Source organism: Actinoplanes sp. NPDC051859, from assembly GCF_044452725.1.
In the GTDB taxonomy this organism is placed as follows: Bacteria; Actinomycetota; Actinomycetes; order Mycobacteriales; family Micromonosporaceae; genus Actinoplanes.
Window position 1 is genome coordinate 207,438 of record NZ_JBITBX010000001.1, and the last position, 18,541, is coordinate 225,978.

The following is an 18,541-nucleotide window of genomic DNA, read 5'->3' on the forward strand; positions in this document are numbered from 1 at the left end:
GAAATGACCGCGATCAGCCTCGGCATGCCCGCCGTACCCCCGCCGCCGCTGGCGACCCGCCGGCAGAGCCGCCAGATCAACGTCGGCGGTGTCCTGGTCGGCGGCGGTGCCCCGGTCAGCGTGCAGTCGATGACCACCACCCTCACCTCGGACATCAACGCGACGCTGCAGCAGATCGCCGAGCTGACCGCATCCGGCTGCCAGATCGTCCGGGTCGCCGTGCCGTCCCAGGACGACGTCGAGGCGCTGCCTGCGATCGCCAAGAAGTCGCAGATCCCGGTGATCGCCGACATCCACTTTCAGCCGAAGTACGTCTTCGCGGCCATCGACGCGGGCTGCGCGGCCGTCCGGGTCAACCCGGGCAACATCCGCCAGTTCGACGACAAGGTCAAGGAGATCGCCAAGGCGGCCAGCGCCACCGGCACGCCCATCCGGATTGGCGTCAATGCGGGCTCGCTCGACAAGCGTCTGCTCGAGAAGTACGGCAAGGCCACCGCGGAAGCGCTGGTCGAGTCGGCCCTGTGGGAATGCTCGCTGTTCGAGGAGCACGGCTTCCGCGACATCAAGATCTCGGTCAAGCACAACGACCCGGTCGTGATGATCCGCGCGTACCGCCAGCTCGCCGAGCAGTGCGACTACCCGCTGCACCTCGGTGTCACCGAGGCGGGCCCGGCCTTCCAGGGCACGATCAAGAGCGCGGTGGCGTTCGGTGCCCTGCTCGCCGAGGGCATCGGCGACACCATCCGGGTCTCGCTGTCCGCCCCGCCGGTCGAGGAGATCAAGGTCGGCCAGGGCATCCTCGAGTCGCTGGGCCTGCGCGAACGCGGCCTGGAGATTGTGTCCTGCCCGTCCTGCGGCCGTGCCCAGGTCGACGTCTACACCCTCGCCGAGCAGGTCACGGCGGCCCTCGAAGGCTTCCCGGTGCCGCTGCGGGTCGCGGTCATGGGCTGCGTCGTGAACGGGCCGGGCGAGGCTCGCGAGGCCGACCTCGGCGTCGCGTCCGGCAACGGCAAGGGCCAGATCTTCGTCAAGGGCAAGGTCATCAAGACGGTGCCCGAGTCGATCATTGTCGAGACCCTGGTGGAGGAGGCGCTCCGCCTCGCCGACGAGATGGGCGCCGAGCTCCCCGAAGAACTCCGCGACCTGCTCCCCGGCCCCCAGGTCACGGTGCACTAGGTTTGCCCGGACTGACCAGGCATTCCCAGAATCAACCGCTTTCTTAAGTACGGCGCGACGAGCCGGACAACCGCAACACCGAGGCTGAGCCCGCACACGGCTCGCAAGCTCCCGAACTGGACAGCCCCCGGAAGCGACTCCCGCGCTCGCCAAAGCACCCACACATGGGCGACCCGCCGCACGAACATCGTGCGGCGGGTCGTTTGCGTTGGCGTGTGCGGGCTCAGCCCGGTGGTGCGGTTGTCCGGCTCGTCGCGCCGTAATTATCAAGAATTTCGCTCGTGGGACCTGACGATCACTCGGCGAGGATCGCGTAGAGCTTGCGCTTGGTCTCGTTGAGGACTTCGAGGGCCTGCTGGCGCTGCTCGGGGGTGCCGTTGAAACCGACCTGCTTGAGGGCGCCCATGATGCCGACGGCCGCGTCGCGGAAGTCCTGGACCTGCGACATGGTGTCGTCGCTGAACTGGGCCCACGGCGGGTTCTCGGCGGCGGTCTGCGCCTCCGCCTGGCCGGCTTCGGTGAGGGAGAAGCGCTTGCGGCCGCCCTCGGCCTCCGCCTGGATCAGTCCCTCGTCTTCGAGGAGCTGCAGGGTCGGGTAAACCGAGCCGGGGCTCGGGCGCCAGATGCCGCCGGTGCGGCTCTCCAGCTCCTGGATCATCTCGTAGCCGTGCATCGGGCGCTCCAGCAGCAGAGCGAGCAGAGCGGGCCGGACGTTGGGCCTGCTTCCTCGCCCGCCGCGTCGATGGCCGCGACCGCCGGGGCCTTCGTGTCCCCAGCCCGGGCCGCCGCCGAAGCCGCCGCCGGGGCCGCCCGGGCCGAAGGGGAATCCGGGCGGGAAGCCGAAGCCTCCGCGCATCCGAGCCTCGTGCAGTCGCCGCATGTGTTCGTGCCTCATGACTATCTCCGATCTGTTGTCGATAGTTAGACGATATATCGGCAACCTGTCGGCCGCAAGGGTTTCTGGATTCCGGCGGGGAGCGTCGGGTACGCGGCGGCCGCCATCTGGCAATCTGATAGCTGTGCTGACGGTGCCGATTCGCCAACTCGGGGAGCCCGAGCGCGCGACGGTCGAGCGGATCCTCGACCAAGACCCCTACGCCGGCGCCCAGATCGCCGAGCGGGTGGCGGCGCACGGCCTCAACTGGTGGCGGTCGGACGGCCGGATCTACGGCTACGGCGGCCGCCGCATCGAATCCCTATGCTGGTCCGGCGCCCATCTCGTGCCGGTCTGCGCAACCTCGCCGGCTGTCGCGGCCTACGCGGACCTGCTCGGCGCCGAGTCTCGGATCTGCTCCTCGATCATCGGCCGAGCGGACGCGGTGCTGGAGCTGTGGGACCGCCTCGGCGGGCACTGGGGGCCGGCCCGCGACATCCGCGCCCACCAGCCGCTCCTGGTCGCCGACCGGGACGCACCAGTCGCCCCCGACCCGGCCGTGCGCCTGGTCACGCTCAAAGAAGTCGACCAGCTGTTCCCCGCCGCGGTGGCGATGTACACCGAAGAAGTCGGGGTCTCGCCCCTGCTCGACGACGGCGGCCGCGGCTACAAGCGGCGCATCGCCGAGCTGGTCCGGGGGCGACGCGCGTACGCGAGGTTCCTGGGCGACCGGGTGATCTTCAAGGCCGAGCTGGCGATCGTGACCCGGCGCACGACGCAGGTCCAGGGCGTCTGGGTCGACCCCGAATTCCGCGGCCGTGGCCTGGCCGCCGCCGCGATGGCAACCGTCGTGTACGACGCCCTCCGCCGAGTGGCACCGACCGTCAGCCTGTACGTCAACGACTACAACGCTGCGGCCCGGCGGGTCTACGCACGCTGCGGGTTCGTGCCGCAGGGCAGCTTCGCGACCGTCCTGTTCTGACTATGCGGCCGGCCCTCGTCTATGCGGCTGGCCCTCGTCTATGCGGCTGGCCCTCGTCTATGCGGCTGGCCCTCGCCTGTGCGGCCGGCCCTCGCCTACGCGGCCGGCCGTCGCCTACGCGGCTGGCCCCAACGCCTTGATCAGGTCGAGGGAGTCATCCGGGGTGGGCAGCAGCGCCATGACCGGAACCTTGACGCCCGCGTCGGCGTAGCGTTGCACGTGCGCCCGGCACTGTTCCGGAGTGCCGTGGACGATCAGCTCGTCGACGACCTCGTCCGGGATGGCGGCGAGTGCGCCCTTGCGATCACCCGCCGCCCAGGCCGTCCACATCGGAGCTAGTGCATCGTCGCGACCCAGCCAACGGTGGAACTCCGCATAGGCGGGGACGGTCAGGTAGGCCGCGATCATCCGGCGGCCCAGCGTGCGGGCGTAGGTCGCGTCGGCGGTCGGACAAACGAAAATGCGGGCGACCACGTCGAAGTCGGACGTGCCGGTGCCGGCGGTCCTAGTCGTGGCGGCGGTCACGGCAGTCGTGGCCGTGGCGGACGTGCTGGCCGTGGCGGACGTGCTGGCCGTGGTAGACGTGCTGGCCGTGGCGGACGTGCTGGCCGTGGCGAACGTGCTGGCCGTGGCGGACGTGCTGGTTTCGGCCAGGGCTTTCGCGACGTCGGTGGCGGCGAGCCAGTTGAGGATCACGCCGTTGGCTTCGCGGGCGGCGAGGCGGAGCATTTGTGGTCGCAGGGCGGCGAGCAGAATGCCCGGCGGAGTGGCCGGCGGGCGCTCGAGGCGGAACCGGCGGATCTTGAACGTTTCGTAAGCCTGGTCGACTGTTTCGCCCGCGAGGGCGGCGCGCAGGAAGCGGAGCATGTCGCGGCTGCGGGCGTACGGGCGGGAGAAGTCGCCGGCGTTCCAGTCGCCGACGACCACGGGTGACGAGGCGCCGATGCCGAGCTGGAAGCGACCGGGCGCGGCCTCGGCCAGGGCGGCGGCGGTCATCGCGAGCAGCCCCGGCCCCCGGGTGTAGACCGGTGCGATGGCGGTGCCGAGCCGGGCCTCGGGTGCCCACGCGGCGGCGAGGGTCAACGGTGTGAAGGCGTCGGCGCCGTTCACCTCGCTCGACCACAAGTCGGTGAATCCGGCCTCGGTGCAAGCCGCGAAGACCGCGGCGTGATCGACGAGCGGGACTCCGCCCAGTGGAACCGTGATTCCCCATCGCTGCGACATGTGTGTGATCCTGCCTCCAGAGGGCGGCCGGGTCCACCGGTTCGGCCCCGGTTTCGTCCGAGTTTCACCTGCTTGATGCGCATGTAAAAACGCATTGAAATATCGGCAACCGTCCGTGAGGTCGGCCACGGTACAGGGCTATCCGCGGATCTCGTCGGTATGTTTTTGCACTGACCAGTCAGTGCAAAGTGGGTGCTCATCATGTCGGTCCTCAGCGCACGGGGCGCGGGCGTACGCCGTAACCGTCAGTGGCTCTTCCGCGACCTCGACGTCACCGCCTCCGCGGGCGACATCGTCGCCATCGTCGGCCCGCCCGGTAGCGGGCGAACCACGGTTCTCCTCGCCCTCGCCCAGCGGTTCAAGCTCTCCGCGGGCAAGGTCGACATCGCGGGTCAGGCGGCGCTCGGCTATGTGCCCCGCGTCTCAGAACCCGAAGCGGTGCTCACCGCCGCCGAACACGTCCGCGAACGCGCGATCCTCATCGGACAGCGGCCCGACGTGGCGGTGGAGTGGCACGGGCTGGATCCTGCTGCGCGTGGGTACACGCTGAGCCCGTACGAAAAGCAGATCCTGGGTTTGATCCTGGCTCGGCTCGGCGGTCCCCAGGTCGTGGCTGTCGACGCCGCCGACGAAGGCCTCGACGCGGGGGAGCGGGCGGCGCTCTGGCGTCTGATCGCCGAGATCTCGGCGGCCGGGGTCACTGTGCTGGTCGCTGCCCGGGAAGTTGACGCTGCCCAGGTCACCACAGTGGTGCAGCTAGGCGGGCCGCACCGCGACCACGCTGAGCCAACCCCTGCGACTTTGCCACCCGCACCCGCACCCGCTGCAGCGGCTTCTTTCTGGGCCGCGCCTGCAGAACCCGGCTCGCCGCCCTCGCCGCCCTCGCCGCCCTCGCCGCCCGAGCGCTCTGCGTCGCACGACCCTTCCACAGCCGCTGAGCCGGAGTCGGCCGCTGACCTGGAGTCGGCCGCTGCATTGGAGTCGGCTGCTGAGTCAAAGTCGACTGCTGAGTCGGAGTCGGCTGCTGAGTCGGAGTCGGTTGCTGAGGCGGAGTCGACTGCTGAGTCGGAGTTGGCTGCTGAGGCGGAGTCGGCTGCTGAGGACGAGCCGATGTGGGAGACCGAGACGATCGATGTTTCGGCGGAGACCCAGCCGATTCCCGCCGCCCGTAGACCTGTGACCGACACCGACCACCTCGGAGAGAACAAGTGACCGGAACGTCAAGCCTGCGCCTGGCCGGCTTCGAGCTGCGCCGGTTCCTCCGCGGCCGGCTCCCCACCGCTGCCCTCGTCGTGATCTGCGTCATCCCGCTGCTCTACGGCGCCCTGTATCTGTATGCCTTCTGGGATCCGTACGGGCGGCTGAACCACGTGCCCGTCGCGCTGGTGCTCGAGGACAGCGAGGCCACCGCGACCGACGGCACCAAGGTGCACGCCGGGAAGGATCTCGCCGACAAACTGATCGAGCGCGAGATTTTCGACTGGAAGATCACGGACGAGCAGGGGGCCGAGAAGGGGCTCAAGGACGGCAGTTACCAGCTGTCGTTGCGGATCCCGCGGGACTTCTCCGCGAACCTCACCAGCGGTCCCGATGCGAACGCGGCCCCGAAACCGGCGCAGCTGATCGTCATCAACGACGACGCCACGAACTACCTCTCCGGGGTGTTCTCGCGCACCGTGTTCGACGAGGTGCGGACCTCGGCGGCGCAGTCCGCGCAGTCCGGCTACTTCGACAAGATGCTGATCGGCTTCACCGACCTGAAGGCGGAGACGCAGAAGGCCGCCGATGGAGCGCACGAGCTCGACGACGGCGCGACCGAGCTGCATGCCGGTGCGAAGAGGGTCGACAAGGGCGTCACCAAGGTCGAGGAAAGCGTCGACAAGATCGCGGGTGGGCTGGGCACGGCTGCTCAGAAGACGGACGAGCTCGCCGCGGGTCTGGTCACCTTGAAGTCGGGCACGGCCGAGATCGCCAAGCGGACGAAGCAGGCGGCCGACGGCACCCGCCAGTTCGCCGCGAAGATCGGCAGTGCGGCCGACAAGTACGAGCCGATGCTGCGCGAGAATGCCAAGCTCATCGAGGACGGCGCGGATCTGGTGGCCCGTGCCTCGGAGGACCTGTCAAAGAACGTGCACACGCTCGACCAGGACGCCGCTGCTGCCGTGGCCCTCGCGACCAAGGTGCAGATGTTCCTCAACTTGATGCCCGACAGCACCGAGGGCATCGCCGACGCGCGTGCCGACGTGGCGCAGCTCCTCGCTGTGGCGAAAAAGCTCCAGGCCGCCGTCGCCGACGCCGACTTGAACGAGTGGAGCAAGAAGCTCAAGACCGTGTCGGTCATGGCCCGGGAGCTGTCCGACGTCGCACCGCACCTTGCCGACGACATCGTCGGGGCTCGCACCAAGATGGACAAACTGGCCGGTGGACTCAGCCAGATCGCGACCGGTGCCCAGCAGATCAGCGACGGCACGTCCACCGCGGCGGCGGGTGCGGCAGCCATCAGCGGTGGCGTCTTCCAGCTCGCTTCGGGTGCCCGCCAGCTCGACAACGGTTTGCCAACGCTGTCCGGCGGCAGCCGCAAACTCGCCTCGGGGCTCGGTGAGCTGCAGAAGGGTGCCGACAAACTGGCCTCGGGTCTGACCGACGGCGTCGACGAGATCCCCGGGTACGGCAACGAGACCGCGGACCGTGCGGACCTGCTCGCCAACCCGGTACGGGTGGATCGGACGGTGCGTAACCCGGCTGCTACCTATGGTGTGGGCTTCGCCCCGTACTTCCTGGCCTTGGCGCTCTGGGTCGGTGCGATGATCACCTTCATGGTGTTGCGCCCCCTCAACCGGCGCTACCTCGTCTCCGGAGCCCCGCCGCACCGCGTTGTGCTCGCCGGTCTGTTCCCGGCGATCGCGATCGGGTGCGCCCAGGCCATCCTGCTGTTCGTCGTGGTGGTGTTCGGCCTCGGCCTCGGCCCGCACAACCCGGGGACGACACTGGGTCTGTTGTTGCTCACCGCCACGGCCTTCGCGGCGATCATGCAGCTGGTCGGCGCGGCCCTCGGCCCCGCGGGCCGCATCATCGCCCTCGCCCTGCTGATGCTCCAGCTCACCTCCTCCGGAGGCACCTATCCGGTGCAGACCACGCCCGGCTTCTTCCAGGCGGTCCACTCCTTCCTGCCTATGACGTACGTCGTAGCGGCGTTGCGCCACGCCATCGACGGTGGCTCGAGCGATACGGTGTGGACGGGCGCCCTCGCCCTCGCCGGCTACGGCGCGGCCGCACTGGCTCTCACGGTGGCAGTCGCCCGCGGCAAGCGTCGTCTGTCGTCGTCTGACCTGCACCCGGAGCTGGTGATCTGACAATCGTGGACGGAAGAACCCGACGGCGGAACGACACCCGCCAGCGCCTGTACGAGGCCGCGGTGGAACTGATCGCCGTACAGGGCTTTTCCGCCACGACGGTCGACGACATCGCCTTGCGGGCCAAGGTCGCCAAGGGCACTGTCTACTACAACTTCGCCTCGAAGACGGCGCTCTTCGAGGAGCTGTTGAGACACGGCATCGGTGTCCTGACCGACGAGTTCCGCGCGGCTGTCGAGGGGCTGCCGCCGCCCAAAGCGGTGGCGGCCCTCGTCCGCACCCAACTCGATTACATCCGCCGCTACCAAGCGTTCGCTCAACTGCTCCTGTCGGAGATGTGGCGGACCAACCGGGAATGGCAGCAGACCCTGGTGTTGCTCAGGGAGCAGGCAATCAGCGTGATCGCCGAAACGTTGAAAGCCGGCGTGCAGACCGGTGACCTTCCGGCCGACCTCGACGTCCGCGTCGCCTCGTCGGCCCTGTTCGGCGTCGGTTTGGTCGTCGCGGTCGACTGGCTCGTCTTCCAGCCGGACCGCAGCATCGAAGAGGTGGAACAGTCCCTCCTCAACATCGTCCGCCGCGTGTCCTAGCCGCCCGGAACGCGCAGAACGGGGCCGGGATCACTGGGGTGATCCCGGCCCCGTTCTGACTGGAGCCGGTCTAGCCCACAGCCGACCGGCTGCGCCATGCGGCTGCGAAAGAGGTGCGGCCGTTGGTGCGCAGCAGTGAACCCTCATAGATGCGAGCGCCCACCGCCAGGAAGACCGCCGCCGCGACGGCGAGCAGGGCCAGCGACAGGAAGGGCTCCCAGGCGGCCGCCTCACCGTTGAAGAGGCGGATCGGCATGGCGATCGGTGCGGACAGCGGGACGTAGGACAGGATGCGCATCGCGGCCTCATTGTCCGTCAGGAAGAGGACCGCGAAGAACGGCAACATGACCGCCATCTGCAGCGGCGTCGACGCGCCCGCGATGTCCTCCTGCCGGGCAGCCAGCGCGCCGACACCGGCCCACAGCGTGGCGAGCATGACGAACCCGAGCACGAAGAACGGAAGGAACCAGCCGATCGCCGGCCCGACCAGGCTGACCACCTCGGCGTCGACGTCGGCGATCTGCATACCGAGGCCGGCCATGAGCGCGATCAGAGCGATCTGCCCGAAGGCGAGCAGCGTCAACGCGGCGACCTTGCCGGCGAGCAGCGCCCGCACTGGCACGCTTGCCACCAGGATCTCCACGATGCGGGTCTGCTTCTCCTCGGTGACGCTCTGAGCGATCTGCAAGCCGAAGGTGAAGGACGTGATGAAGAAGAGAAACGCCATAGCGAACGGCACGATGAACTTCAGGAACGGGTCCACGGTGTCCGGCTCCAGCAACCGAAGCTTCGGTGCCACGCTCAGTGCACTCATCACATCGGACGGTGCTTCCTCTTTCGCGACGACGGTCGGTCCGGCAACGATGGCCGCCTCGACGTCCTCGTTGCGCAAAGCCTGCTCGGCGGCAGCGTCGTCGGCGACCACCTGCACTTCGAAGTCGGCATTCTGCTTCAAGGCGGCAGCGAGCGCGCTGTCCGCAACGGCAACCTTGGTGGGGCCACCGTCGATCAGGGCGGGCAGCACTGTGCTGGCGACCGCGATGAACAGGAAGAACACCGTACTGAAGATGAAGGTCTTGTCGCGCAGCTTGACCCGCAGCTCGCGGGCGGCGACCAACTTTGCGGCCTGGGCGGTGGTCACTGGGTCACCTCTCGGAAGATCTCGGTGAGCGACGGGGTGACCGTGCCGAAGGAACGAACCGCACCCCGCGCGAGTGCGGCATGCAGCACGGCCTGGTCGTCGGCCCCGGGCGCGAGGTCGAACACGGCCCGGGCGCCGTCGAGGTCGACGAGTGTGAGCCCGGGATGGTCGCGCAGCCAGCCGGCATCCGCCGCCACCTCGATGGCGAAGCGGGGAAGTGCATGCGCTGTCCGCAGCTCCTGTCGCGACCCGGCAGCCCGGATCATCCCGTCCGCGATGATCACCAGGTCGTCACACAACCGCTCGACGACATCCAACTGATGGCTGGAGAACAACACGGGAGCACCTGCAGCAGCACGCTCCCGGAGAACTCCGACGACCACATCGACGGCAAGGGGATCCAATCCGGAGAACGGCTCGTCGAGCACCAGCACTTCCGGATCATGGACCAGCGCGGCAGCGATCTGCACCCGCTGCTGGTTTCCCAGCGACAGCTTCTCGACGAGCTCTCCGGCCCGCTCGCCGAGCCTGAGCCGTTCCAGCAGCGCAGCGGTGTTGCGCCGGGCATCCGAAGCGGTCATGCCGTGCAGCCGACCCAGATAGACGATCTGGTCCGCCACGGTCATCTTCGGATAGAGCCCACGTTCCTCAGGCATGTATCCGAACCGATGCCGAGCTTGTCGGTTCAACGGCTCACCGCCCCAGCTCACCACCCCACTGTCCGCGGCGAGCACCCCCAGCATGATCCGCATCGTCGTTGTCTTCCCCGCACCGTTGGCGCCGACGAACCCGGTCATCCGGCCTGGCTCCACAGTGAACGAGACATCCTTGAGCACCTGCCGCTCCCCGAAACTGCGGCTCACGGCGTCTACGGTCAGCACCTTGGTCATGTCCCTACGCTATGCGACCGGTGAATTCCGGCTGCGGAACAGTCCCTAGGCGCGTGAGGTTTGCGGGCTCGAGGGGCTACGGGGCGGCATCCGTAATGATCTTTTTTCGGAAATGCGTAACATCGTCAAGAGCGAGGTGCCGACGAGCCAGCTGACACCGACGGCAAGCATGATCCGTTCGAGGATGGCTCCGGCCGATCCCCGACCCACCAGAAGCATGATGAGCCCGAGCGCGCCGCCCAGCGGGATGGTCAGCGCCGCGTGGGCGCCGGCCAAGCGGCGCGCGGCGGGACGAAAGGCGGCCGAGGCGGCGACGAGGGACATGGCGCCGGCCAGCAGCACCATGCCGACGATGCTGGCGCCCGAGTGCACGACATCGCTCAGCGTCGTCGGCTCGTACGGCGGCAGTGGGCACTGGCGGGAGCACGGCACTGCCCCGGACGTCGCGGCGAAAACCGCGGCTCCGCCCAGAAGCCCGGCGATGAGCCGGGACCATGGCCGCAACGCCAACCCGAGCAGGGCGACTCCGGCGCTGAGGATGAGCAGCCCCCATTGGTAGGCGGTGGCCCATGGCGCTAGCGCGGTGCCCGCTTCGCTGACGTAGCCCACGAGCCAGGAACCAGGCGCGGCGATCAGCGCGACCAGCATGACCGTCGCCCCGGCGAGAACAGCTACACCCGCGATGCCACCGCACCAGCGGGCGGTGTCACCGGCAGGCCAGGAGCGGCGAATCACCATGCGGACCTCGTGGGCTGACCTGCGTCGGTGGTGCACCGGGTCGCAGCAGCGCCGAGTAGGAGGACTTTCGTGATCCACAGCATGGTCCCACGCTAGTGAAGTGATCCAATGACCAGGTGGATCGGACGGTGGTGATCACAGGAGCCAGCTCGGGGATCGGCCTGGCCGGCGCTGTGGAGTTGGCTCGTGGCAGGGACGAAGTGGTCCTGCTGGGGCGGAATCCGGCGCGGCTGCAACACGCCGTCGACGCCGTACGGGAGGTGAGTGCCCGCACCCCCGCCGCCTATCGGGCGGACTTCGCGGTGCTCGACGAGGTCCGCGAGGTGGGTGCCCGGCTGGCGGCTGATTACGAGCGGGTGCACGTCCTGATCAACAACGCCGGGCAGCTTGCCTCGGTGCGGCGGCCGACCGTCGACGGGTGGGATCCGACGATGCAGACGAATCACCTGGCCGGCTTCCTGCTGACGCATCTGCTGCTCGACCGGCTCCGGGCGGCGGCGGGCGCGGACGGCCCGGCGCGGGTGATCACGACCGGCTCCGCGGCCGAGGCGTGGGGCACGCTCGACGTGCGGCGTCCCGGCCGGCGTCAGCTCAGCCGATGGCTCGCGTACGGCGCCAGCAAGCAGGCCAACCTCCTCTTCACGGTGGCGGCGGCGCGGCGCTGGGCCCCGTACGGAATCGTGCCGACGTGTTTCTTTCCGGGCTTGATTCGCAGCCGGTTTGGGCGGCGCAGTCCGCTGTTCTCGCTGGCGGGGCTGGTGCCGGTGCTGTTCAGAAGTCCTGCGCAGGGTGCCGAGACGTTGGTCTGGCTGGCGCGGGAAACGGATGGGCTGGTGCCGGGCGGGTACTTCGCCTGGGAACGACCGTTCGGCGCCACGGGCCGGTCGACGAGCCTTCGACGCGCCGACCTGCTGTGGGAGTCGAGCCTCGCCGCAACCGGTCTGAGCTGACCGAAACGTCCGCTGCTATGGCGCCGTCGGGGAGTGGTCGGTGCGTGGCGTGGGGTAATACCTGGTGGTGGCGATGTCCGGATGGGTCTGCGTGGGAACGTCAGCGTCCTCGTCGGGCGTCAGACTGCCGCCGAGTTCGAGGATCCGGCGGTGGGCTGCCGCTAGCCGGTCTTCGAGGGTGACGATGCGGCAGGCGGCCGTGAGCAGGATTCCTTCGTCGAGCAGTTGGCGCACTCGGCCGGCGAGCAGGAGCTGATGCCGCGAGTATCGCCGGTGACCGCCTAGCGACCGTTCGGGTTCGATGAGCCCGGCGACTCCGAGGCTGCGCAGGAACGCGGGCGTCACGCCGAGCATGTCGGCGGCTCTGCCCATCGTGTACGCCGGGAAGTCGGCGTCGTCGAACGTCGTGCTCATGCGGCCTTCCGGGGGCGGGGACTGCGTGGCGGGCGGGGGGCTGAGACATAGTCCAGGGCCCCGGCGGGTTACCGGGACCCTGGCTTTTCAATTCTGTTGCCGACCGTCGCCGGCAAGGGCCGTCCGCCTGCGTGCCGCTAGCGGGTGGCCGGAGTGATGGGCATCGGCTGCGATCACCTCTTGTCGATTCGGGGACGTGGTGATTTCGCGTTGCTGCGGTATCTCGTCCTCCTTAACCAACTCAGGTTCTGTGCCAGTTGCTTGTCGGCTGTGCGTGGCCGACCTCACGATATTAGGACGACCACGTGTCATTTTCTAGACTCGCCGCTGTAGATTTTCTGGCGTGTCGGCGGCGGTGATGGCGGCGCGGGGAAAGGGGCGGCGGCGCGGGGCGGGCGCGTGGCACAGCGCATCGCCGTGCGAGAGAGAGGTGACCACGCCCCGCGCCGCCGCGGGATGGGAGCGCTCGGAAGCTGCTCCCGGGTGTTCGCGATGCCTACCGAGGGCTCGCGCGCCGCAGCGCGGCGTCAGAACACCGGCAGGGCCGTCCGTATGCGGCGGCGGGTGAGCCCGCGCCGTACGTTCGTCGTCCCTGTCATGGGTACGAGTGTGCGCGCAGCGATCGACGCTGGGCAACGCAATTACCGGGAGTCATTGACGGCTGTCGCACCGTGGGTGGATCATTCCCCAACGGCGGTGGCCCAGGTCACAGCCGCCCCCTCGGCCCAGGGAGCTTGCATGAGCGCTGACCCTGTCCCCAGCACCGACGAAGAACGGCTTGCCCAGCTCGGCTACCAGCAGGAACTGCACCGCCGACTGTCCGGCTTCTCCAACTTCGCGGTCTCCTTCTCGATCATCTCGATTCTCGCCGGCGCGATCACGTCGTACGGCATCGCCATGACCGCCGGCGGACCCTTGGCGATCACCCTCGGCTGGCTGTTCGTCGGGGTCATGGTGACCTTCGTGGCGCTGGCGATGGCGGAGGTCTGTTCCGCTTATCCGACCGCCGGTGCCCTCTACTGGTGGGCTGCCGCGCTGGCGAAACGCAACAAGGCCGCCTGGGCGTGGTTCGTCGGGTGGTTCAACTTCCTCGGGGAGGTCGCGGTCACCGCCGCCATCGATTTCGGTGCGGCGATCACCACCTCCGCGTTTCTCAGCCTCGCCTTCGACATGACGGTGACGGCGCCGCGGACCTTCCTGATCTTCCTGGTCATCATCGTGGCGCACGGGTTGCTCAACACGTTCGGCGTGAACCTGGTGCGGCTGCTCTCCGACGTGAGTGCCTGGTGGCATCTCGTGGGCGTCGCGGTCATCGTCGGGGTGCTCGCCGTCGTCCCCGACCAGCACAAGCCGATTTCCGAGGTCTTCTTCGAGGTGCAGAACGCCACGGGCTTCACCTTCGCCGGCGCGGGTGCCTACGCCGTGCTCGTGGGGCTGTTGATGGCGCAGTACACGTACACGGGATATGACGCGTCGGCGCACGTCGCGGAAGAGACGCACGACGCGGCGCGCGCCGCGCCGCGCGGAATCGTGATGTCGGTCGTGGTCTCGGTGATCGCCGGTTTCGTCCTGCTGGTGGCGATCACCTGGTCCATTCAGGACTACGAGACGCAGCGCACGACCGCACTAGGGCTGCCGCCAGCGCAGATCTTCATCGACGCCGTTGGTCATGATCTGGGCACCTTCCTGCTCTTCATCTGCATGGTGGCGCAGTGGTTCTGTGGCATGGCATCGGTCACCGCCAATTCCCGCATGGCCTACGCATTTGCCCGCGACGGCGCGCTGCCGGGCTCGCGGTGGTGGAAGCAGGTCAACCCTCGCACGGGTACGCCGACCAACTCGATCTGGCTCTGCGTGACGATGAGCACGATTCTCGTGCTGCCCTCATTGTGGAATACGACTGCCTACGCAGCGGCCACGTCGATCGCTGTCATCGGTCTTTACATCGCCTACGTGGGACCGGTGTTGTTACGGCGGCTCAGCCCCGACTTCCGGCCGGGTCCCTGGAACCTGGGTCGCTGGAGCGCGCCGGTCGGCTGGATCGCGATCGTCTGGGTCGTGCTCATCTGCGTCCTGTTCGTCCTGCCGACGACCAGCCCGATCACGGCGAAGACGTTCAACTACACGATCGTCGCGGTAGCCGTCGTGGTCGGCGCGGCCGGAATCTGGTGGTTCGCGAGCGCGCGGAAGTGGTTCACCGGGCCGAAGCAGAACCTCATCGACAAGGCCGCGCACGGCGAGCAGACGATGCCGACCCCACCGGAGTGAAGATCGCTCGCCGGACCGGACCCGGGTCCGGTCCGGCGAGAAATTGTCGGCCCCATGCGATAGGACTGCACCCATGGATCTCGAGGACCTCGCCGTCGCCGTCGACAGTGGCAGCATCGACACGGTGTTGCTGGCGCTCACCGACATGCAGAGCCGCTTGCAGGGCAAACGGCTGCACGGCCGCTACTTCATGGACGAGGTGTCCGCCGGCGCCAGCGAGGGCTGCAACTACCTGCTCGCCGTCGACGTCGACATGAACACCGTCGACGGATATGCCATGTCCTCCTGGGACAGCGGCTACGGCGACTTCGTGATGCGACCGGACTTCAGCACACTGCGCCCCGTTCCGTGGCAGCCCGGCACCGCGCTGGTCCTCGCCGATCTCGAAACCACCGACGGCACGCCGGTCTTCGCGTCACCCCGGCAGATCCTGCGGCGCCAGCTCGATCGGTTGGCCGAGCACGGGCTTTCGGCGTACGCGGGAACCGAACTGGAATTTGTTCTCTACCGCGACACCTACGAGCAGGCCTTCACGAAGAACTACCGTGATCTTGAGCCGGCCAACCAGTACAACGTGGACTACTCGCTGCTCGGCACCGCCCGGGTGGAGCCGCTGTTGCGCCGCATCCGCAACGACATGGCCGGCGCGGGACTGGTCCCCGAGAGTGCGAAGGGCGAGTGCAACCTCGGGCAGCACGAAATCGCCTTCCGGTACGCCGATGCGCTGACCAGTGCCGACAACCACGTCATCTACAAGAACGGCGCCAAGGAGATCGCGGCTCAGGAGGGCATGGCGCTGACCTTCATGGCCAAGCCCAACGCCCGCGAAGGCAACTCCTGCCACATCCACTTCTCGCTGCGCGGACCGGACGGACAGTCGGCGATGCTCGGTGCCGGCCCCGCCCACCTCTCCGAGACGGGCCAGCGGGTGCTCGCCGGGCTGCTCGCCACCATGCGGGAGTTCAGCCTGCTCTTCGCGCCCAACATCAACTCCTACAAGCGGTATCAGCCCGGCTCGTTCGCCCCGACCGCCCTGCGCTGGGGCGTCGACAACCGGACCTGCGCGTTGCGCATCGCCGGGCACGGCCAGGGGATGCGGGTGGAGAACCGGGTGCCGGGCGGCGACGTCAATCCGTACCTGGCCATCGCGGCGCTCGTCGCCGGAACACTGCACGGCATCGAGAACGAGCTGTCGCTGGAGGACGAATTCTCCGGCAATGCGTACGGCGACAGCACCGCGCCCCGGGTGCCGACGACCCTGCGGGAGGCGCTGGAGCTGTGGGAGCGCGGCGCGGTGGCGAATGCGGCGTTCGGAGGCGAAGTGGTGGCGCATTACGCGAACATGGCGAAGGTGGAGTTGACCGCTTTCGACGCCGCCGTGACGGACTGGGAGCTGCGCCGTGGCTTCGAGCGGCTCTGAGGCGCCCCAGCTTGACCAGAACGACGTTGCCCGGCTTGACCAGAACGACGTTGCCCGGCTTGACCAGGAAGGTGGGGCGTGGACAGCACTGAGGTGATCAATCCGGCCACCGGCGCCGTGCTGACGGCCGTGCCGTCGCACGGGTTGGCCGAGACCGATGCCGCCATCGAGCGGGCGCAGCGGGCTTTCGCAGCGTGGCGACAGGTGGCACCGGGAGACCGGGCGCGATTGCTGCGGCGGTTCGCGGTGGTGGTCGACGAGCACCGTGCGGAGCTGGCGGAGCTGGAGGTGCGCAACGCGGGACACACGATCGGCAATGCGCTCTGGGAAGCGGGCAACGTTCGGGACGTCCTCGACTATTACGCGGGCACCCCGGAGCGGTTGTCGGGGCGGCAGATCCCGGTGCCGGGCGGCATCGACATCACCTTCCACGAGCCGCTCGGCGTGGTCGGCATCATCGTCCCGTGGAACTTTCCCATGCCGATCGCGGGCTGGGGGTTCGCGCCGGCGCTGGCTGCCGGCAACACCGTCGTGCTGAAGCCGGCCGAGGTGACCCCGTTGACCGCGGTGCGCCTCGGCGAGCTGGCGCTCGAGGCGGGACTGCCGGAAGGCGTCTTCACGGCGCTGTCCGGCAAGGGAAGCATTGTCGGGCAACGGTTCGTGACGCACCCGGCCGTCCGCAAGGTCTGCTTCACCGGCTCGACCGCGGTCGGCAAATCGATCATGGCTGGCTGCGCTGACCAGGTGAAGCGGGTCACCCTCGAACTCGGTGGCAAGAGCGCCAACATCGTGTTCGCCGACGCCGACCTGGAAAAGGCCGCTGCCACCGCCCCCAGCGCGGTGTTCGACAACGCCGGGCAGGATTGCTGCGCCCGGTCGCGGCTGCTCGTGCAGGAGTCGGTGTACGAGCGCTTCCTCGCCCTGCTCGAGCCGGCGGTGAAGGCGTTCCGGGTGCAGGACCCGAGCCTGGACACCGCCGAGATGGGCCCGCTGATCACGGCAGCCCACCGCGACAAGGTCGCCGCGTACACCGCCGCGGCGGAGGTCGCCTTCACCGGTGAGGCGCCGTCCGGCGACGGCTGGTGGTTCCCGCCCACCGTGCTGCTCGCCCGCTCGTCCAGCGACGCACACTGGCGCGAAGAGGTGTTCGGGCCGGTGCTGTCGGTCATGCCGTTCCGGGACGAGGCCGAGGCGATCGAGCTGGCTAACGACACCGAGTACGGCCTCTCCGGCTCCCTGTGGACCCGCGACCTCGGCCGGGCCGTGCGGATGTCCCGGGCCGTCGATGCCGGCAACCTCAGCGTCAACTCGCATTCGTCGGTGCGCTACTGGACGCCGTTCGGTGGCATGAAGCAGTCCGGGCTCGGCCGCGAGCTGGGCCCCGACGCGCCGCTGAGCTTCACCGACGTCAAGAACGTTTTCATCGCCACGGATAGCTGAGAGGTTCGCGCATGCAGCGTTTGCAGGATCGGGTCGCCGTCATCACCGGGGCCGGCAGCGGCATCGGCCTCGCGACTGCCCGCCGGTTCGCCGCCGAAGGGGCCACGGTGGTGTGCGTCGACATCTCGGCGGATGCGGGCAAGGCGGCCGCCGACGAGGTGGGTGGAGAGTTCGTCGCGTGCGACGTCAGTGACGAGGAGGCCGTGCGCGCCCTCTTCGACGGGGTGGCCGAGCGGCACGGGCGTGTGGACATCGCCTTCAACAACGCGGGCATCTCCCCGCCCGACGACGACTCCATCCTGGTCACCGGCATCGAGGCCTGGGAACGCGTACTCAAGGTCAACACCACGAGCGTCTTCTTCTGCTGCAAGTACGCGATCCCGCACATGCAGCGGCAGGGCAAAGGCTCGATCATCAACACGGCGTCGTTCGTTGCCCTCCTCGGTGCCGCGACGTCGCAGATCGCGTACACGGCGAGCAAGGGCGGTGTGCTTGCCATGACCCGCGAGCTCGGCGTGCAGTTCGCCCGCGAAGGCATCCGGATCAACGCACTGTGCCCCGGCCCGGTCGCGACGCCGCTGCTCATGGACCTCTTCGCCAAAGATCCGGAACGCGCGGCCCGGCGCCTGGTGCACGTCCCGATGGGCCGCTTCGCCGAGCCCGAGGAGATCGCGGCAGCGGTGGCCTTCCTGGCCAGCGACGACGCCTCCTTCATGACGGCAGCCCAGTTCGTCGTCGACGGCGGCATCACGGGGGCCTACGTGACCCCGCTCTGAGTGCACGCCAACGCCGCCGCCAACCGACCGCGTGGGCGGTTCGTGGTTGGTGAGCAGCCTTATCGCGTGGGCGGTTCGTGGTTGGCGAGCGGCCTTATCGCGTGGGCGGTTCGTGGTTGGCGAGCGGCCTTATCGCGTGGGCGGTTCGTGGTTGGCGAGCAACCGATCGCGGAGGCGGTTCGCGACTCGGAGCAACCGACTGCGTGGGCGGTTCGCGATCTGGAGCAACCGAATCGCGCGGGTTTGTTTAAGCCGATCAGTCCGCGGGCACCGATCGTTCACGCGCTGCTCTGGCAGCGTGCAGG

Annotated in this window: 15 protein-coding genes and 1 pseudogene; 10 read left to right on the forward strand and 6 right to left on the reverse strand. The window is 68.6% G+C overall.

The features are described 5' to 3' along the window. The first annotated feature begins 3 nt into the window (after window positions 1-3). Window positions 4-1,176 carry a flavodoxin-dependent (E)-4-hydroxy-3-methylbut-2-enyl-diphosphate synthase gene (ispG, locus tag ACIA1L_RS01005; protein WP_396070230.1) on the forward strand — a complete coding sequence of 391 codons (1,173 nt, stop codon included), beginning with the start codon at window positions 4-6 and terminating at the stop codon, window positions 1,174-1,176. Window positions 1,177-1,471: 295 nt separating this feature from the next. On the opposite strand, the gene ACIA1L_RS01010 is transcribed toward ispG, so the two are convergent. Further along, complete coding sequence (locus ACIA1L_RS01010) at window positions 1,472-2,071, reverse strand: PadR family transcriptional regulator (protein ID WP_396070231.1); 600 nt, start codon at window positions 2,069-2,071, stop codon at window positions 1,472-1,474. Between the two features lie 124 nt (window positions 2,072-2,195). Between ACIA1L_RS01010 and ACIA1L_RS01015 the strand changes: the two genes are divergently transcribed. Then, the gene (locus ACIA1L_RS01015) at window positions 2,196-3,032 is read left to right on the forward strand and encodes a GNAT family N-acetyltransferase (RefSeq protein WP_396070232.1); all 837 of its coding nucleotides are present in this window, start codon (window positions 2,196-2,198) and stop codon (window positions 3,030-3,032) included. A 156-nt stretch (window positions 3,033-3,188) separates the two neighbouring features. Here the strand turns inward: ACIA1L_RS01015 and ACIA1L_RS01020 are convergent. Further along, window positions 3,189-4,238: pseudogene (locus ACIA1L_RS01020) on the reverse strand (LLM class F420-dependent oxidoreductase); the annotation flags it as partial. Between the two features lie 219 nt (window positions 4,239-4,457). Here ACIA1L_RS01020 and ACIA1L_RS01025 point away from each other — a divergent pair. The 3 genes from ACIA1L_RS01025 to ACIA1L_RS01035 are packed head-to-tail and all read left to right on the forward strand — an operon-like array spanning window position 4,458 to window position 8,199. Further along, a complete protein-coding gene (locus ACIA1L_RS01025; protein ID WP_396070233.1) occupies window positions 4,458-5,468 on the forward strand; it encodes an ATP-binding cassette domain-containing protein in 1,011 nt (336 codons plus the stop codon). Continuing rightward, window positions 5,465-7,609: a YhgE/Pip family protein gene (locus ACIA1L_RS01030; RefSeq protein ID WP_396070234.1), complete on the forward strand. Its 2,145-nt coding sequence runs from the start codon at window positions 5,465-5,467 to the stop codon at window positions 7,607-7,609. The genes ACIA1L_RS01025 and ACIA1L_RS01030 overlap by 4 nt, the downstream gene beginning before the upstream one ends. A gap of 2 nt (window positions 7,610-7,611) precedes the next feature. Next, the gene (locus ACIA1L_RS01035; protein WP_396070976.1) at window positions 7,612-8,199 is read left to right on the forward strand and encodes a TetR/AcrR family transcriptional regulator; all 588 of its coding nucleotides are present in this window, start codon (window positions 7,612-7,614) and stop codon (window positions 8,197-8,199) included. A gap of 70 nt (window positions 8,200-8,269) precedes the next feature. On the opposite strand, the gene ACIA1L_RS01040 is transcribed toward ACIA1L_RS01035, so the two are convergent. Genes ACIA1L_RS01040 through ACIA1L_RS01050 form a run of 3 tightly spaced genes read right to left on the reverse strand, consistent with a single transcriptional unit; the run spans window position 8,270 to window position 10,968 of the window. Then, on the reverse strand, window positions 8,270-9,340 hold the full coding sequence (locus ACIA1L_RS01040; protein ID WP_396070236.1) for an ABC transporter permease: 1,071 nt from the start codon (window positions 9,338-9,340) through the stop codon (window positions 8,270-8,272). Further along, window positions 9,337-10,230 (reverse strand): ABC transporter ATP-binding protein, encoded by an 894-nt coding sequence (locus ACIA1L_RS01045; RefSeq protein ID WP_396070237.1) that lies wholly within the window; start codon window positions 10,228-10,230, stop codon window positions 9,337-9,339. The genes ACIA1L_RS01040 and ACIA1L_RS01045 overlap by 4 nt, the downstream gene beginning before the upstream one ends. 45 nt (window positions 10,231-10,275) lie before the next feature. Then, a complete protein-coding gene (locus ACIA1L_RS01050; protein ID WP_396070238.1) occupies window positions 10,276-10,968 on the reverse strand; it encodes a DUF998 domain-containing protein in 693 nt (230 codons plus the stop codon). A gap of 128 nt (window positions 10,969-11,096) precedes the next feature. Here ACIA1L_RS01050 and ACIA1L_RS01055 point away from each other — a divergent pair, with 128 nt between their 5' ends. Next, window positions 11,097-11,918 carry an SDR family NAD(P)-dependent oxidoreductase gene (locus ACIA1L_RS01055; RefSeq protein ID WP_396070240.1) on the forward strand — a complete coding sequence of 274 codons (822 nt, stop codon included), beginning with the start codon at window positions 11,097-11,099 and terminating at the stop codon, window positions 11,916-11,918. Between the two features lie 15 nt (window positions 11,919-11,933). On the opposite strand, the gene ACIA1L_RS01060 is transcribed toward ACIA1L_RS01055, so the two are convergent. Continuing rightward, entirely contained in the window at window positions 11,934-12,332 is a 399-nt protein-coding gene (locus ACIA1L_RS01060; RefSeq protein ID WP_396070241.1) for a MerR family transcriptional regulator, read from the reverse strand. Window positions 12,333-13,070: 738 nt separating this feature from the next. Between ACIA1L_RS01060 and ACIA1L_RS01065 the strand changes: the two genes are divergently transcribed. The 4 genes from ACIA1L_RS01065 to ACIA1L_RS01080 all read left to right on the forward strand — a co-directional run bounded on the left by ACIA1L_RS01065 (window position 13,071) and on the right by ACIA1L_RS01080 (window position 18,236). Further along, window positions 13,071-14,600: an amino acid permease gene (locus ACIA1L_RS01065; RefSeq protein WP_396070243.1), complete on the forward strand. Its 1,530-nt coding sequence runs from the start codon at window positions 13,071-13,073 to the stop codon at window positions 14,598-14,600. 73 nt (window positions 14,601-14,673) lie between these two features. Continuing rightward, a complete protein-coding gene (locus ACIA1L_RS01070) occupies window positions 14,674-16,020 on the forward strand; it encodes a glutamine synthetase family protein (RefSeq protein ID WP_396070244.1) in 1,347 nt (448 codons plus the stop codon). Between the two features lie 78 nt (window positions 16,021-16,098). Then, entirely contained in the window at window positions 16,099-17,460 is a 1,362-nt protein-coding gene (locus tag ACIA1L_RS01075) for an aldehyde dehydrogenase family protein (protein WP_396070245.1), read from the forward strand. An 11-nt stretch (window positions 17,461-17,471) separates the two neighbouring features. Then, the gene (locus tag ACIA1L_RS01080; protein WP_396070246.1) at window positions 17,472-18,236 is read left to right on the forward strand and encodes a 3-oxoacyl-ACP reductase; all 765 of its coding nucleotides are present in this window, start codon (window positions 17,472-17,474) and stop codon (window positions 18,234-18,236) included. Window positions 18,237-18,541 lie beyond the last annotated feature (305 nt).

Coding starts and splice junctions, on each gene's coding strand:
- ACIA1L_RS01065 (WP_396070243.1), top strand. CDS start 13,071: ATGAGCGCTGACCCTGTCCCCAGCACCGACGAAGAACGGCTTGCCCAG.
- ispG (WP_396070230.1), top strand. CDS start 4: ATGACCGCGATCAGCCTCGGCATGCCCGCCGTACCCCCGCCGCCGCTG.
- ACIA1L_RS01010 (WP_396070231.1), bottom strand. CDS start 2,071: ATGAGGCACGAACACATGCGGCGACTGCACGAGGCTCGGATGCGCGGA.
- ACIA1L_RS01070 (WP_396070244.1), top strand. CDS start 14,674: ATGGATCTCGAGGACCTCGCCGTCGCCGTCGACAGTGGCAGCATCGAC.
- ACIA1L_RS01060 (WP_396070241.1), bottom strand. CDS start 12,332: ATGAGCACGACGTTCGACGACGCCGACTTCCCGGCGTACACGATGGGC.
- ACIA1L_RS01050 (WP_396070238.1), bottom strand. CDS start 10,968: ATGGTGATTCGCCGCTCCTGGCCTGCCGGTGACACCGCCCGCTGGTGC.
- ACIA1L_RS01025 (WP_396070233.1), top strand. CDS start 4,458: ATGTCGGTCCTCAGCGCACGGGGCGCGGGCGTACGCCGTAACCGTCAG.
- ACIA1L_RS01045 (WP_396070237.1), bottom strand. CDS start 10,230: ATGACCAAGGTGCTGACCGTAGACGCCGTGAGCCGCAGTTTCGGGGAG.
- ACIA1L_RS01080 (WP_396070246.1), top strand. CDS start 17,472: ATGCAGCGTTTGCAGGATCGGGTCGCCGTCATCACCGGGGCCGGCAGC.